The organism is Thermostilla marina (genome assembly GCF_054657455.1).
On sequence record NZ_BAAHYR010000001.1, the window covers coordinates 3,739,841 to 3,754,963 of the forward strand.

Genomic DNA, 15,123 nt, shown 5'->3' on the forward strand with positions numbered 1-15,123 from the left:
GTCGTCGAACCGTAACCGTTACTCTTCGAGTGGAATATCGATGGTATTGTGATCCGGTTTGACCGTAAATTGCAGTCCGGACGTTTGGGCGTTGGCGTACTTGGCCGGCAACAGGTTGCGCGTCCCTGAATCGTCACCGCCCTGTTGGGCCTCCAAGAACGCCCGCATTTGCCCTTCCTCTGATTCGAGTTCCGGGCCGCCTGGAGTGGGTTGGACATCGTATTTCGTGACGATAACCGTGTATTCTCCCGGCATCGCACCGTCCCCCGTTTCGAACGTCGACAGCACGTAACGACCGTTTGCGTCCGTTTTGCCCTGGGCGGCCTGCGGTGTCGATTCACTCCCGCCACCAACCACCGGCGCGAACACCACGGTTGCACCCGCCACCGGCTTTCCATTCAGCGTAACGGTGCCTTCGACGGGATACGTCTTTGGTCGATCGCCGCTGCCGCCGCAACCGAGCCAAAACGCGACGTTCAAGGTAATTGCGATACCAACGATTTTCGATACGCGCATATTCGAATCCCCTTTCTTTTCGCAATCGTGCGATTCGCCCGCGACCGACGCATCCTGCAACGGCCCCTAATCACCCACGACCGGGCAACCAGCGGTCGGGGGCACAGTGATGTGGAATAGCAAAAACCGACATCACGGGATTTGCGCGGTCTCTTGGCCCGCTTTCGATCCCAGAGCTCCCCACACGCCGTACACGCTGGGGCCGCCGTATTGACGCGCCGAAAGATTTCCCGTGTCGATCGTTTCGCGAATGAAATGCACGGAGCCGTCAGCGAACAGACAGTTGACTCCGCCGGGATGACGACTCGACGGCGGCAACACGACGTTTCGATCCCACCCCCAGCCGGCGTTCGATTCGGCACATGCCGGATCGTTGGGCGGCAACACGGTGGTGAAACCGACGTACGTCGGGAGCCCAAACGTCCACTTGACCCCGCGCCGACTGGCCAACGGCGTCCCGGCCACAAAATATGACCCGGCCACGGTTCCCCGACAGACGATGGGCGTATCGCGCAGGCCGCCGACACCACTGGCAATCGCCTTGACTTTTTCGACGCTATTTGCGGAAGCCGTCGTCGGGCTTCCGTGATCGCCGACCCCGCCTTGGTTTTGCGAGACGATCTCGCTCATAGCGATGGTATTACTCGTCCCGTCACGAATATCGGCCACCCGCACATGGGCCAAGTGCCCGAACATGCCACGAGGGCGTCCGGTATACAGAGCGTTGTCCACCTGATCCCCTTCGCAGAACACGTAGCTGTTGTCGCGTCCTCGTTTGTCGGGGTATCCATCGTCGGAGGGACACAGCAAAGCGTCGGGGGAATCGTTCCAGACCGACCATCCCCAGTGCGGCCACCCGCCTTCGGGCGCTACAGGTTGCCCCTTGTTCGTCGTCCCCGTCGGGTCGCCCGTCATGATCTGCTGATACAACGCCGTTTGTTCCATGTACGGCAACATGGAAACGAAGCCGCTGCGCCAGCCGTGATTCGATTGCCATCCCCAGGGCAAGCCGCCGTAGGCTCCCTGCGTGCCTCCCGACATGTACGGAAAGCATTTGTGGCCGTCGTGGTAGTTCTGCAGCGCCAACCCCAACTGCTTCAGGTTGTTCGTGCATTGCGCACGGCGAGCCGCCTCGCGAGCGGCCTGCACAGCCGGTAACAAGAGGGCAATCAAGATGCCGATGATCGCGATCACCACGAGTAGTTCCACCAGCGTGAATCCCCCGCGTCCTCGTAACCTGGTCATGGCTACCTCCGACTAGAGCGAGAAAAGACCCCCAAGGTGCGTTTCCGAACGAGAGCGCACCATCCAACGTCGATCCAGTCGGGCAACTCGACGCGCATCGTCCCCGCTGCCTGCTGCCCGAATTCCTACCCCGAACAAGGCGACGTGCATAGCGACACAGAAAAGCGTAGTCGCCTGAAGCTCGATCCGATCAATCTCACACCACCAGCCGGACGATCGAGCTCAACCCAGCCGACGCGCAGTCTAACAACTAACAATCGACAATGTCAACAAATTTGCACATATAAGTATTTTTTATTTTCACCCGCACTTGTATTAGCCCCCCCTTGTATGCAGGGGCACACGGCGACTGTTGCAATCAGATCGAGAGGGGCGCAGCGTCGGCCAGAAAACGTGGAGAAACCCGTCCATCCACGCGCAAGCTGCTTGCGAACCACGCTAATTAGCAGAACTTACCTGATTTTCCGCCCCGGTCCGCCAAGAGGAAATCCTGGGCGCCGCCGTCCCTCGCTTTCGTAACGACGACGGCACAAAGCTCCCCCGTCCTTCCCGCTCACCGACGTGCCCCATCCGCGAACGGTAAGCGGCAATCGGAAATCTATTCGGCACCGAACCACACCGGGCTGCTCCAGGCGATTTCGCCGTTCTTTTGAATCACCCGGACGTAATAGTAGCTGCGGCCGGGTAGCGGGTCACGGTCGACGAAAGTGAGATTGGCTTTGGTACCATCGCCGGGCTGCTGGAAGATGAAGCGGTTGTTGCGGCACACCTCGATACGATCGATATCCGCCGGAGCGGAAACGGTGATTTCCACGGAAACGTTTTCCGGCGCGGGTTGTCGCACCTTTTCCCCCATCAAATGGCCGTCTACCCGCACGTCGAGGAAGATCTTGGCCGCCGTCGTCCCATAGCAGTGCCGTTGACGAATCGCTTCGAGGATGGCCTCGCGGGTCAGCTCCGGCGCGTACACACAGGCTTTTCCATAGCCGCCGCCGTGGTCGGGGCTGGCAATCACGCCGATCACGATGCCCCGGGCCCAGGCGTCTTGCAAAAAATACCCCGGCGGCGTCGTGCGCACTGCTTCTCTTGGTGTCCCCTTGTACTCGTAGGAACCTCGCGTTTGAAAAATCTCGGCCACCGGCTGTGCCTTTTCGTCGGTGAAATTCCAGTCGGTGGGCACGTTGCCGGTATCGGCAAGCTGATGAGGAATATGGACGAAATCTGCGTTCAGCTTGCGCAAGTCTTCCCATACTTCGGCCGGTGTTTGCCGATTCCGCGCGTTCCACCATCGCGGAAAGTACGGGTCGGCCAGGATCAAGTTCCGGTGACCGTAGAAGCCGTAGGGGTGTTCGGTCGAGTACTCCTCGAAGGTGGACGTCCATTCCTCGGCCAAAAACGTCAAGAACCGATCGGGATCGGCGTTCGTACGGGCGAGTTTTGCTGTGTAATTCCACATGTACGGACTGAGGTTGTACCCATGATCGGTGGCGCACGCGAAGTCGTGGCGTGCGATGTCGCGCATATGCTGATAGCTTTCGTCGATCGTCTGATCGCCGAGCCGGTTGCATACCGACACGTCCGTATGCTCGTGCAAATCGCCGAAGAACAGCTTCAGGGTTTGGCCCCGGTATTCGATCGTCGGCGTCGGGCGATCTTCGCCGTGTTCCAACCGCAACTCTGCCGGTACGAACTCCTCGTCGGGTTCCTCCCACCGAGCGAGACGCATCGCGGTAACCGGCGGTACGCCGGCCACTTTTGTGTCGGCGAGGTAAACGTGACTTTCAGCCTTGGCAGTCAAATCGACGTCGCTCCAACTGTTCGGCAAGTCGTCCATCTGAAAGCCGACCAGGATTCGGCCGTCGACGGCGGCAACCGTCGGAGGACGATCCAATCCTTTGCCGTCGGCCACCGGCACCGGCTTCATCCAACCGGAACCATGGAAACAGGTAAGCCAAACTTCCCATCCGGCCCGTGGAAGACGCGGACGCAGGAATCCCACCCAAATCCGTCCTTGCCCATCCGTCGCCAGCGAGGCCCCTTCGCACCGTTGCCACAACGGCGAGTCGGTGAAATCGACGGGCGTCTCCAACCCATCGTCGCCGATTCGGGCAAGCACCAAGCGACGTTGGTTTGTAGCACCTACGTGGTATTCCTTTACCTGCGCGTTCTCGTAGGCCAACCACCACGCCCCGTTCGACGCCGCCAACACGGCGTGTCGGTCGATGGTGGGGGCGGTCGTAAGTCGCTCAACGGCCCCCCATTTGCCGTTCTTCATCCGCCGCCAGTAGATGTCGTAGTTGTTCTGCACGAAGGCGTGCCACGCAACGGCCACCGTCCCGTCTTCGGCAATTGCGATCGTGGGATCATATGCCGAGACTCCTTGTTGGCTGATCACCGTCGGCTCGGATACGTTCTCACCCTCGAGCGAGGCGAACGCGATGCCCCGATGCCCGCCGCGATTGGTCTCCCACGCGACAAACAACTTGCCGTCTCGCGCCGCTCCCACGGGGTCCGTATCGACCGCCGAATCAGAGGTGATCGGAAGGCAAGAAGTCGTCCCATCGGCCAACGGCCAAACAACCTGAATGTCCCATTGCCTGTTTTTTTCCACCGCCGCCAATACGGCGACGGAATCCCCCGCCGAAACGGCCTTCGGCGCAAGCAGGTATTCGCCTTCGCCGCCTAATACCTCCCACCTTTGCGCGACGCGGTACCCGGAACCGATCGGTTCCAACCGCGCAATCGCCAAGTGGTCGGCATTCTTGTAAAACGCATTCCAGGCGGCAATCACGGCTCCCGATCGCGTAACGCCGAAACTTGGCTCGTCGTTGAACACTCCCTCCTCCGATAGCCGCAAGAGCGGCGGCATTTCGGTTTCGATCAACTGAATATCGTCGATCCAAATGCGTCCCGGCGGTGCGCTGTGCGAACTGGGCGCGATGATCTGCAATTCAGCCGTACCATCACGGGCGAAGGAGAGCGGAACGCGATACTCCGTCCAACGGGCGGGAACGTTTTCCCAGGCGGCGACGATTTTTCGATTGGGATCACCAGGCGAAACCAGCCACAAAACAAGCTTCGTCTTGCCGGTCGCTTTCGCCCACACACGGAATTCGTACCGGTTACCGGCTTTGACGGCGATTTTCTTCCGCAACGTGAGCGCCTGGCGGGGACCGGTGACTTCTCCCGTCAAACAGCAGGCACCCGTGTGCGCCGCCGAGGGATCGGATACCAACTCGTGCTTTGCGTCGGGCAACCAGCCTTTCATGCCTTCTTCAAAGCCCCCGTTGTCGATCCGATCGACCTGCGCGGCCCATATCGGCAGCCGGGGTCCGGCGATCATCGCGCCGCAAATCACCGCGATCGAAACGATCCATCGATTTGCGCCCGTTTCGAGATGATGGTCCATCATAGGAGACACCTTCGATTCCAAGGTAAGGAGCGAAACGGAAGCCGGTCACTCAGGCAGGAAAGCAAATCCAAAACGGTGCGGCAAGGCTTCCCAGAAAAACCCACGGCACACAACCTCCGTCCGTGTGCCGATCAGGATACTCGCCGGCGACTGGCGGAGCAAGCAATTGCGTCACGACTCGTCTTGACCGAAAGGCCGAGCATCCCCTATACATGGCCTCGAAATCGACGGCCGGAACATGACGTTCGGCCGCGCACGAATGCCGCATTTTCCCTCGGCCGAAACATGGCACGCTGCGGCAGTAGGATGCGACAACCGGGAATCAGACTTCAGCCAAGGAAGGCCGAATCCGGATGGAACCGGAAAAATACTCGCAACCGCAATTCGACACATCGAATCAGGCGTCGGTCGGGGCATTCTCCCCAGTTCACCTGTGCGTGGGAATCGTCGGCGAGAATCATGTCAGCGATTCGGTACGAGGCATCTTCTCGCCGTCGCTTCGTGAACAGTTGGCGCGTAAAGGTATTGCGATTGCCGACTGCAACGAAGGGCGTCTCGCTTTCGAGAAAGTCGATTGCCTCCACTTGCTGGGCACATCGCCGCACGTGGCATCGATCCAGCAGCAGGCCGCCAAACACAACGTACCGACGATCGTGACACCTTGCGATTGGTTCGTCGGAGGGTGTCCGAACGGCATGGTTCCGTGGCGAGAACGCCTTGCCGTCGGGCTCGAGGAAGTTTTGTATCGCCTGGGACTTCCCCGCCGATCATTGGCCGGCCGCACGATGCGCCGAGCGGCGGTGGTCGGCGTCTTTTCGCAAGCCGAATCACAGGCCTATCGCCGTCGATTTCAAGTGCCGTGGCGCAAGATGATGGTGCTCCCGCCCCCCGTGCTTCCCCCGGCGCCGCTGTTGCCGTTCGAATTGCCGTTTCACGTTCAATTCGGGGTGGACGGTTACGTGCTGTGCTTCGTTCCTCAGGTCGGCCCTCAGCTACGGTGTCTGCTGAAGGCGATGCTGGGAACTCGCATACCGGTGGTATTGATCGCTTCGCCCGACCGGTCCGACAAGCGGCGCAGCCGCGAGGTCTTGCAGTCGCTCGGGCCGTTGGTGACCGTCGTCGAACCCGACGACCTGACCGACTCGATTCTGGAGTCGGCCATTCACTCGGCCGGAGCCTTGGTCGTGCTCGAACCCGGCATGCGGCATGAGCACTGGGCCTTTCGGGCGATGGCGCACGGCGTTCCCGTGGTTGCACCGGCCGGGGGCATTGCCGCCGAATACGGGGGCGAGCACGTTCGGACGTTCCTTCCCAACCGCCCCGCGGCACTGCGCCGCATCGTGGTGGAAGCATGGAAAGAAGGTCGCAACCGCCACCACGTACCCTTGCCGGTCGATCCGGAACTCGATGGTTGCAACGCCGTCGATGCCTTCGCGGTCCTTTACCGGCGTGCCGTCGGTTCACGCATTCGGCGGCGATGCCCGGCCGACTGAAACCGATTTCCGAACCGGCGAGCGTCGGCATTCGCTCCTGACCGGACAGGATCCTGCGATCGGCTTCCGGCGTCGCCCCTCGCGTCGTCTGCTCAGTCCCAGAGCCAATCAATCAAGGCAATCGAAGCGGGCACGCCCACAAACAAAGGACCCCACGCCGCGGTCGCCGTTCCGATCGTGTACGTCTCGCCGAGGTATTGAAAGCCCAGGACGATCAACGTAAACACGGCAACGACCAGCCCGCCGAGCCCGATCGCCACGAAGACGTTCTTCTGTTCTCGCCGCAAAACCAGCGGCAACCCCAGAAACAGCAGATTGATGTCCAAGAGTGGCTGCACGATCCGCCGATGCACCGCCACCCGAACGTCGGCTCCCAGATCCAGTGCCGGATTATGCAATCCGCGGATCAACGTCCACGTGGACGAATACTCCCGCCATTCGCGTCCTCCGGCAAGTACGTCGAATTCGATGCTGCTGACGACGAACACCTGGTCTTTTTCGAGCCAAGGCGCGTCGACCGGCGTGATTACGATCGGCCGTCCCTCGACTTTCAGCGACGGTTTGTCGACGATCTCCACCGGTCGAATCACTTGATCGAGCAGATATCCGCCGGGCCGATCGCCTTCCGGCGGAAGATAATACGCGTCGACGGCCACCAACTCGTTGTCGAAGTCGCTCAGCGAAGCGGGAAGCCGAAAGTTCGGTTCCGCGATTCGTCGTTGAGCCGGATAAGCCCTGCGTCCCCGGATCAACACGTCGGTTACGTTGTCATACCGAGGTTGGAGCTCGGTCCCTTTCTCACCGGTGAGGTCCTTTGTCGAGCGGGCCAAGTCTTCCCGAAAATTCGGAATCACTAGCTCCCGCGACAGGGCCGTTGCGATGACGACCGCAATCGCAGCGACGATCACCGGTTTGACGACGCGAGAACGCGAGACGCCCGCCGCCAACAATGCGGTCATCTCGTTGTGGCGTTGCATCAATACGGTGGTAAACATGGCCGCCACGAGGATGAGCATGCCCGACAAACGATCGTAAAACACCAACGAGTGTGGAACGTAGTGGCGCACCAAGATTCCGAACACACCGTCGTGGTTTTCGGCAACGCGGGCGATCTCGTCGATATTGCTGAACACGTCGAAGACGACGTAGAGGCCGACGAGACACAACAGGCAGATCGCCAGCGACTCCAGAAACTGCTTGACGACGTACCGGTCGATGATCTTCATGTCTCGTCCGTGAGAACCTGGCGATGATGCACTACCGACAGCGAAAACGCACAGTTTACAGCACGCGCTGCAAAGCTCTCCCCAAGGCCGCCGTGCCTCGCTCGATCGCCTCGCAATCGGGCATACCGATGGTCAATCGCAGCGTGTTTCGGGCCGCGGGACACCCTTCGGCAGGGTAGCAATATCCGCCCGGCACGTAAAGAACGCCTTCCTCGACGGCGGCTTTGAAGAGGGGGCTATCGACGCCGGTATCGACCCCTTCGGGCAGCGTCAGCCACACGTAAAGCCCGCCTGTCGGACGAATCGAATGCACCGGTGCGACCGAGGCGATGTGCCGTTCGACCGCCTCGAGCATCGTGTCGATCTTCGTGCGGTAGGTCGCTCTGAGCGTTTTCAAGTGTTCGTCGAACCATCCCTCGGCCACCACCAGGTGCATCAGCGTCTGGTTCCAGTTGGGAGACCCGAAATCGAGATTGCCCTTGAGACTCAGAACCGGTTCCATCAACGCGTCGGGCAAGACGCCCCACCCGACACGAATCCCCGGCGAAAACGACTTTGAAAACGTCCCCGCCGCCACCACGTGCGTGCGCTGCTCGTCGAAGCTGTACAGCGACGGTACGTCGTCGCCGTAGTAGCGCAGCTCGCGATAGGCCATGTCCTCCAGCACGTAGATCGTGTGTTCCTTCGAGTACCGTTTGGCAATCTCGACCAACGCGGCTCGCCTGTCGGCCGGTACGGTCGATCCGCTGGGGTTGTCGAAATAGGTCGTGACGTAAATTGCCTTCACACGGGAAGATTCGCCGCGAGCGGCAAGATCGGCAAGCTGTGCCTCGACGGCTTCGGGAATGATCCCCTCGTCGTCGCAAGCCACCCCGACGGCCCTGGCCCCCAGGTTTTGCAGAGTCCCCAGAAAGACGAAATACGTCGGCGCCCCGCAAAGGACGATATCGCCGGGATCGAGGATCGAATCGGCCACCAAGTAAAGCAACTGGTTGCTTCCGGCGGTCACGACGATCCGGTTCGGATCGATCGGCCGCGTTCCGTCGGCCTCCGCCATCCTCGCAGCGATTACCTCTCGCAGGGGGGGATAGCCGATCGTCGTTCCGTACTGCAGGGCCGCCAAGGCAGAGGCACGATGGGAAAACAGGCGGTCGAGCGCCTTTTGCGTAGGTTCGACCGGCAGTGACTGCTGGTCGACGAACCCGGCTGCAAGCGAGACGATTTCGGGATTGGCCAGCGCCTTCGCCATCAAGATGTTGGCGATCGGCTCCCCGCCCGCCCAAGCCGCACGACGACTCAACCGCGTCCGATTTCCCGTCTCGACCACCGATTCCGCTTCCACGTCTTTACTCCCGGTACCGACTTCAGTTCCCGCATTCTTGCCCAATTCTCACGCCCCTCCCTCAATTACCAATGGCCCCATGTGCTTGCTATCTCAGAGGCGCAAACGACCCATCAGGTTCTGGAAATCTGATCCACTTCTTTGGGGGGCACGGCTATGCAATTCTCGGCGGCGCAGCCCGAGCGGCAATCGTCACTATACGCTGCCGAGCCGGGCCCCGACAACCAAGCCGAATTGGTATTGTCGCGTCCAGGCCGATTTCGTAGAAAACCGCTCGTTTTCTTTCTTGCCGCCTGCGGACGGAATGTCTGCGAGAAATCGCGGCGAAATGCCATCGGATTGCCTATCGCTTTATTGAGGACCTGACCATGTCGTTCTTGTTAGGGTACATCGACCCCGGCTCCGGAACACTCATCCTCCAAGTCCTATTGGCCGGTGCGATCGGAACGCTGGCCTTCTTCAGCCGCATCAAGCATGCCGTTCGCTCGTGGTTCAGCAAAGCCGAGGCCCCGACCGAAGCGGCCCCGACGAACGAAATCGAAGAACCGACGTCCGAACCGTTGCGTCGCGCCGGTTGAAGCCTGCCTCGGCCCCCCCCGTACGGCCTTTCACCTTTGCGGCCGGTGCGGCATCCCTCGAGAACCGCCGACCCCGCGCCGTTTGACCTAGGAATTCGTCAGGGAAGTATCGATGCGTGAAAGCGAAACCGTTCCCCGCTCTTCGGCTTCTGGACGTGTGGCGGGCTCGTATCGCGATCCGTCCGGCTACGTGTTCCTGCGCGAGGGGCGAATCTTTCGCGCCGTAGACGAGAATTGCGCGAAGACGATTCGACGCCTTGCCGAAAAAGGGCTGCTCCAGCGACTCATCGAGCGAGGTTTCATCGTCGAAACGAGCTTTGTCACCGAGCCTCGATTGCTTGCCGCCCTGCAACAGGAACATGCCGGGTATCGGCACTTCCTGGAACATCGGCGCATCGAAGAAGTCACCTATCCTTACGAGTGGACGGTATCGATGCTGGCCGACGCCGCCGTGTTGACGCTCGATCTTGAAATCGAGTTGCTCGAAGCCGGTTTTTCGCTCAAGGACGCCACCGCATTCAACATCCAGTTCATCGGTGCCAAACCGGTCTTCATCGACATCCCTTCGATCGAAGTACCCGCCCGGCTCGACCTGTGGTACGCCCTGGGGCAATTCAACCGCATGTTTCTTTTCCCCCTGTTGATGGCTCGCTATCGCGGTTGGGACCTGCGATCCTACTTCCTGGGCAACCTGGGAGGGCGCGACGTCGATTTCGTTGCGAACGCGTTCGGCCGCCTCGGGCGTTGGCGCCCCGGTCTCTGGCTCGATGTCACCTTCCCTTGGCTGCTCGGCCGCATGGCCGAAAAGAAACCGTCGCAGGCGCCGGTCAAGAATCCGTCGCAACCTTCCGTCAACCGCGAGCCGTTGTTGTTCAATTTGCGTCGGTTGCGGAAGAAGATCCTGCGTCTTGCTCAAAGCTATAAGCCGCAGGGTTTGTGGACGTCGTATACCAACATCTGCAATTACGATCGATCGGCCGAGGAAGGAAAACGAGGCTTCGTCACCGAAAAACTCACGCAAGCCCGCTGCCGACATGTGCTCGACATGGGTTGCAACACGGGTGAATACAGCCTGGCTGCGGCTGAAACAGGCGCCCGCGTGACAGCCGTCGACCAAGATCACGATTCGGTCGAAGTGCTTTACCGAAACCTGCGAACCACATCGAAATCAATCCTGCCGTTGACGCTCGACATCACGAACCCGAGCCCGGCGGTCGGTTTCCGCAATACCGAACGCACCACCTTCGCCGAGCGGATTCGGCCCGATTGCGTGTTGGCCCTGGCACTTCTCCATCACCTATTGGTGTCGGGCAACCTGTCGCTCGACGCAACGTGCGACCTCTTCGCCGACTTGACCGAAGATTACCTGCTGCTGGAATTCGTTCCGCCCGACGACGATATGTTCCAGCGGCTGACACGCTTCCGCGACAACTTGTACACCGACATGACCTTGGCCGATTGTCGGCGGACGTACGCCGCACGATTCGACATTCTCGAAGAGTTTCCCGTTCCCGACTCGAAACGCGTGTTGCTGTGGATGCGCAAGCGCCGCTGAGTTCCCCTCTGCCCGACGGCACCCGACCGGCGCAGAACCGCAAGTGCGGCAACCGGCGTCTTCCTTTACTTCCCCAAACGGCCGATGGCTCGAACGAATCACTCTTTTCGATTTCGCCGCGTGGCGGTCGCGGCAGCCGCGGCGGGCTGGCTGTATGCCGGGCAGCTCGGATCGTGGACGAGTGAGCATAACCGCTACCATGCCTTTTGGGACGCTTCCGACGCGGTCGCGCTCTTGCTGGGCTGGCTGCTCACCGTCCTAGGCATTCTTCTTGTCGCCGAAACGATCGACCGATCGGGTGGACGTCGCATCCGCGAAATCGGGCGCTACGTCTTCCTGCTGTTGACGGCGGATGCCGTCGCCTCATGGGGTGTTTCGACCTTCGTCGGCGTCGGTTTCACGTCCAAGTGGGATTGGGTTTTCTGGCTCGGTTGGGCCATCATCGCGGCGGCGCTGACTCCCTTGCGCCGATGCCTTTGGAAGCCGACCGTCTTGTTCCTACAGGTGACGTCACCCCTGCCCGTGCTGGTCCTGGCTCAGGCGTTCCTATGGCCGGCCTTCGTGACGCCGACGGATGCCCCGCTATACACCGTCCGTCACATCGGCACGCAATCGGCGTCCAATTCCGATCAACAACAACCGACCGAGGCCCGGTCGCAATCCTCGTCGTCGGAAACCAAAACCGAACCACCGGTCTTCGTATTCATTTTCGACGAATGGTCGTATGAACGCACGTTCGGCGACGGTGACTTCTTACCCGAGTTCATCCACCTTCGCGACTTGGCCGATCGATGCGAGGTTTATCACCAGGCACGATCACCGGGCAACGAAACCTTGATCTCGTTACCGCGTTTGTTATTCGCGCAAACCGAGGGTGAAATCGTACCGTCCCGCGGCACGTTGCGATGGCACGACGACAAGACCGAACGGTCACCGGCTGAACTGCCGTTGTTTTGCGACGAGTTGCTCGCCCGCGGCTACCGATTGAAGGTCGTGGGGTTTTATCACCCTTACCCCTTGCTGCTGGCCGGCCGCCAGGTCGAAGCAATCGCCCATCCGAACGACCCCAAAGCCCCGGACCTCGTTCCGCGAACCTTCGAATACTTGGCTTACAACGGCCGATTCCTTACGGACCCGCTGTCGCGAATGCTCTATCGCCGCGCCTACGCACGCTACTTCAGTTCGCGGTGGGCCGCTTTACAGGCGGCGATTCGCCGCGAAGCCTTCGCCGCGTTGGACTCGCCGGCAAGACAAGTGACGTTCGTGCACTGGCCGCTTCCGCATGGACCGTTCATCTTCGATCCCGACGGCACCTTCCGCGGACCGTACGATCCCATCCGCGATACCATGTACGGCACGCCCGACGACTATCATCGGCACCTGCTGTTCTTGGATCACACGATCGGCGAAATCACCCAACACCTACGGCAGTCCGGCGCATTCGATCGCTCGCTTTTGGTGATCACCTCGGACCATAGTTGGCGGCGCGATCCCGATCCGCTGCGAGACAAAGCATCGCAAGATCACCGGCATGTGCCGTTGTTGGTCAAAGCGCCGGGCCGAACCGAGCGACGAGACATCGACGCGCCGCTGGTCGTAAATTTGGAGACAATCCTGCACGAAGCGCTCGCCGGATCCCAGTCCGAAACAGTCCCCGCGCGCGATCCCCGCTGATCCATCGAACGCAAAACAACAAGTGTGTTGCCGACAACGGCCGCAGCCGTTCCCCTCGACGCGGTCTTCACCACAGTGCGGCAACACGGGCGTTGCCGGCGACCGTTCTCGGGCTCGATCAGCCGCCGGCCATCAACGGGAACAAGTTGCGGACCATTGTGATTGCGGCCGGTCCCACGAGCACGACGAAGATTCCCGGGAAGATAAACATGACCAGCGGGAAGATGAGTTGCACGGCCGTTTTTGCCGCCTTTTCTTCGGCGATTTGACGCCGACGCGTCCGCATCGAGTTACTTTGCACGCGGAGTGCCTGCGCGATACTCGATCCGAATTTTTCGGCCTGAATGATCACGCCCGCAAGACTTCGCAGGTCTTGCACGCCCGAGCGTTCGCCCATTTCGTGCAGCACTTCGGCTTTCGTACGTCCCATCTGCAATTGAACGTTCGCACGGGCGAATTCTTTGGCGATGATCGGATGGGTCATCTCCAATTCGTCGGCCACCTTACGCATGGCCTGTTCGAGCCCCAAGCCGGCCTCGACGCAGACGACCAACAGGTCGAGGGCGTCGGGCAACGAAAGGAAGATAGCCGTCTGGCGTCGGCGAGCCAAAAACCATACGACCAGATCAGGCAAATAGAAGAAAAACGCCGTGACGATCAATGCACCGGTGGAGGATGTCCTTCCCAGGCCGTACATTCCGAAGAACGTCGCGCCCCCGATCGCCAATCCCACGACCAACCCTAGGAACTTGAATCCCAGAAACTTCTGCACGGCCGTTTCGCTGCGAAATCCGGCGTACGACAACTTCAACGCAAGCTTGCTCTTTTCGCCTTCGCTTTTCGGTTCCAGCGGCTTTGACAACGCTGGAGCGGCCTTGTCCAAGACCCTCGATATTTTGTCGCCCCGCCGAGGCGTTTCCTCGACCGGCTCTTCTTCCAGCAACGATCGACGTCGCCGCGGACGTTTCAACTCTTCCAGCCGCTCGACCGATCGTCCGCTGCGACTCGACAGGAAGTCGAACAGCCACCACGCAAACGCGGTGAAGGCCCCGAACACGGCCACCGGCAGGATTTTGTCGTACGTAAGCAGCTCGGCGATGAACACGGCTTTCCTCACACCTTGATGTTTACGATCTTGCGGATGACCAACGCGCCGATGATCTGCATGATGACGGCCACGGCGAGCATCTTCCGACCGAGCGGGTCGGTAAACAGCATCAACACGTATTCGCGGTTCATCTGGAACATGACCACGAACAAGAACACCGGCAGGCCCATCAGCACCAAACCCGAAAGCCGGCCTTCTCCGGTCAGGGCCTGAATTTGCCCCCAAATCTGGAATCGCTCGCGGATCAAACTGCCGATCTTGTCGAGAATCTCGGCCAGGTCACCACCCGTCTGCCGCTGCAAAATCACGGCCGTGGCAAAAAACTTGAGGTCCAAATTCGGAATGCGGGCGGCCAAGTCACGCAACGATTGTTCGAGCGGCACTCCTAGGTTTTGCTCCTCGAACACGCGTCCGAATTCGACACCCAAAGGTGCCGGAATCTCGTTCGACACCGCCTGAAATCCGGCCGCCAGGCTTTGGCCCGCCCGCAAAGACCGGGCCAGCATGTCCAACGCGTCGGGAAGCTGGACGGCGAATGCCTTCAATCGTTTCCGCCGTTTCCACCATACCCAAAGAAACGGCAGCGATCCGGTCGCCAGCCCCATCACGGGAATGAGAATCGCGTACACCTTCAACACGAAGCCGAGAATCGCTCCGCCGAGGGCCATCACCGCCGCAAATGCCATGAATTGGCCTACCGGCATGTTGATCTCGGCCTGGCGAATGTACGCCTGCAAGTCCTCCAGCCCGCCGAACATGCGGTTCCAGACGGATTCTTCCTCGCGAAAATCCTCCACGAGGACGCCGGCACCTCTCTCTTTGCCTTCGCGGACGCTTCCGGTGCCGGTGAACATTTCCAGCCGCTCGTGCAGCTTCTCCTCCGACTTGCCCCCGACCAGGAGCAAGATGCCCGCCACCAGGGCCGCCACTCCCAAGAATGCGGCGATTCCGACGATGATCAGCGGGTTCATGGT

Annotated in this window: 11 protein-coding genes; 4 read left to right on the forward strand and 7 right to left on the reverse strand. The window is 60.4% G+C overall.

The window, feature by feature from the left end:
- Positions 1 to 18: 18 nt before the first annotated feature.
- The 3 genes from ACYQ2I_RS13665 to ACYQ2I_RS13675 form a co-directional block, all read right to left on the reverse strand.
- Positions 19 to 516 (reverse strand): transthyretin-like family protein, encoded by a 498-nt coding sequence (locus ACYQ2I_RS13665; protein WP_460167576.1) that lies wholly within the window; start codon positions 514 to 516, stop codon positions 19 to 21.
- Positions 517 to 648: 132 nt separating this feature from the next.
- Positions 649 to 1,761, reverse strand: coding sequence for a DUF1559 domain-containing protein (locus tag ACYQ2I_RS13670; RefSeq protein WP_460167577.1), 1,113 nt, complete (start codon positions 1,759 to 1,761; stop codon positions 649 to 651).
- Between the two features lie 598 nt (positions 1,762 to 2,359).
- Positions 2,360 to 5,173 carry a CehA/McbA family metallohydrolase gene (locus tag ACYQ2I_RS13675; RefSeq protein ID WP_460167578.1) on the reverse strand — a complete coding sequence of 938 codons (2,814 nt, stop codon included), beginning with the start codon at positions 5,171 to 5,173 and terminating at the stop codon, positions 2,360 to 2,362.
- 353 nt (positions 5,174 to 5,526) lie between these two features.
- Here ACYQ2I_RS13675 and ACYQ2I_RS13680 point away from each other — a divergent pair, with 353 nt between their 5' ends.
- A complete protein-coding gene (locus ACYQ2I_RS13680) occupies positions 5,527 to 6,666 on the forward strand; it encodes a glycosyltransferase family protein (RefSeq protein WP_460167579.1) in 1,140 nt (379 codons plus the stop codon).
- A gap of 92 nt (positions 6,667 to 6,758) precedes the next feature.
- Here the strand turns inward: ACYQ2I_RS13680 and ACYQ2I_RS13685 are convergent, their stop codons facing one another.
- On the reverse strand, positions 6,759 to 7,892 hold the full coding sequence (locus ACYQ2I_RS13685; protein WP_460167580.1) for an LptF/LptG family permease: 1,134 nt from the start codon (positions 7,890 to 7,892) through the stop codon (positions 6,759 to 6,761).
- 55 nt (positions 7,893 to 7,947) lie between these two features.
- Positions 7,948 to 9,234 (reverse strand): aminotransferase-like domain-containing protein, encoded by a 1,287-nt coding sequence (locus tag ACYQ2I_RS13690; RefSeq protein ID WP_460167581.1) that lies wholly within the window; start codon positions 9,232 to 9,234, stop codon positions 7,948 to 7,950.
- A 368-nt stretch (positions 9,235 to 9,602) separates the two neighbouring features.
- Between ACYQ2I_RS13690 and ACYQ2I_RS13695 the strand changes: the two genes are divergently transcribed.
- The 3 genes from ACYQ2I_RS13695 to ACYQ2I_RS13705 all read left to right on the forward strand — a co-directional run bounded on the left by ACYQ2I_RS13695 (position 9,603) and on the right by ACYQ2I_RS13705 (position 13,041).
- Positions 9,603 to 9,812, forward strand: coding sequence for a hypothetical protein (locus ACYQ2I_RS13695; RefSeq protein ID WP_460167582.1), 210 nt, complete (start codon positions 9,603 to 9,605; stop codon positions 9,810 to 9,812).
- Positions 9,813 to 9,924: 112 nt separating this feature from the next.
- Complete coding sequence (locus ACYQ2I_RS13700) at positions 9,925 to 11,367, forward strand: class I SAM-dependent methyltransferase (RefSeq protein WP_460167583.1); 1,443 nt, start codon at positions 9,925 to 9,927, stop codon at positions 11,365 to 11,367.
- Between the two features lie 120 nt (positions 11,368 to 11,487).
- The gene (locus ACYQ2I_RS13705) at positions 11,488 to 13,041 is read left to right on the forward strand and encodes a sulfatase-like hydrolase/transferase (protein WP_460167584.1); all 1,554 of its coding nucleotides are present in this window, start codon (positions 11,488 to 11,490) and stop codon (positions 13,039 to 13,041) included.
- Between the two features lie 118 nt (positions 13,042 to 13,159).
- On the opposite strand, the gene ACYQ2I_RS13710 is transcribed toward ACYQ2I_RS13705, so the two are convergent.
- Both ACYQ2I_RS13710 and ACYQ2I_RS13715 read right to left on the reverse strand, forming a co-directional pair.
- Positions 13,160 to 14,146 (reverse strand): type II secretion system F family protein, encoded by a 987-nt coding sequence (locus tag ACYQ2I_RS13710; RefSeq protein ID WP_460167585.1) that lies wholly within the window; start codon positions 14,144 to 14,146, stop codon positions 13,160 to 13,162.
- A gap of 8 nt (positions 14,147 to 14,154) precedes the next feature.
- Positions 14,155 to 15,120: a type II secretion system F family protein gene (locus ACYQ2I_RS13715; RefSeq protein WP_460167586.1), complete on the reverse strand. Its 966-nt coding sequence runs from the start codon at positions 15,118 to 15,120 to the stop codon at positions 14,155 to 14,157.
- Positions 15,121 to 15,123: the final 3 nt, after the last annotated feature.

Excerpts from the sequence above, each read along its gene's own strand:
- ACYQ2I_RS13665 (WP_460167576.1), bottom strand. The coding sequence starts at position 516 with ATGCGCGTATCGAAAATCGTTGGTATCGCAATTACCTTGAACGTCGCG.
- ACYQ2I_RS13670 (WP_460167577.1), bottom strand. The coding sequence starts at position 1,761 with ATGACCAGGTTACGAGGACGCGGGGGATTCACGCTGGTGGAACTACTC.
- ACYQ2I_RS13675 (WP_460167578.1), bottom strand. The coding sequence starts at position 5,173 with ATGATGGACCATCATCTCGAAACGGGCGCAAATCGATGGATCGTTTCG.
- ACYQ2I_RS13680 (WP_460167579.1), top strand. The coding sequence starts at position 5,527 with ATGGAACCGGAAAAATACTCGCAACCGCAATTCGACACATCGAATCAG.
- ACYQ2I_RS13685 (WP_460167580.1), bottom strand. The coding sequence starts at position 7,892 with ATGAAGATCATCGACCGGTACGTCGTCAAGCAGTTTCTGGAGTCGCTG.
- ACYQ2I_RS13695 (WP_460167582.1), top strand. The coding sequence starts at position 9,603 with ATGTCGTTCTTGTTAGGGTACATCGACCCCGGCTCCGGAACACTCATC.
- ACYQ2I_RS13700 (WP_460167583.1), top strand. The coding sequence starts at position 9,925 with ATGCGTGAAAGCGAAACCGTTCCCCGCTCTTCGGCTTCTGGACGTGTG.
- ACYQ2I_RS13715 (WP_460167586.1), bottom strand. The coding sequence starts at position 15,120 with ATGAACCCGCTGATCATCGTCGGAATCGCCGCATTCTTGGGAGTGGCG.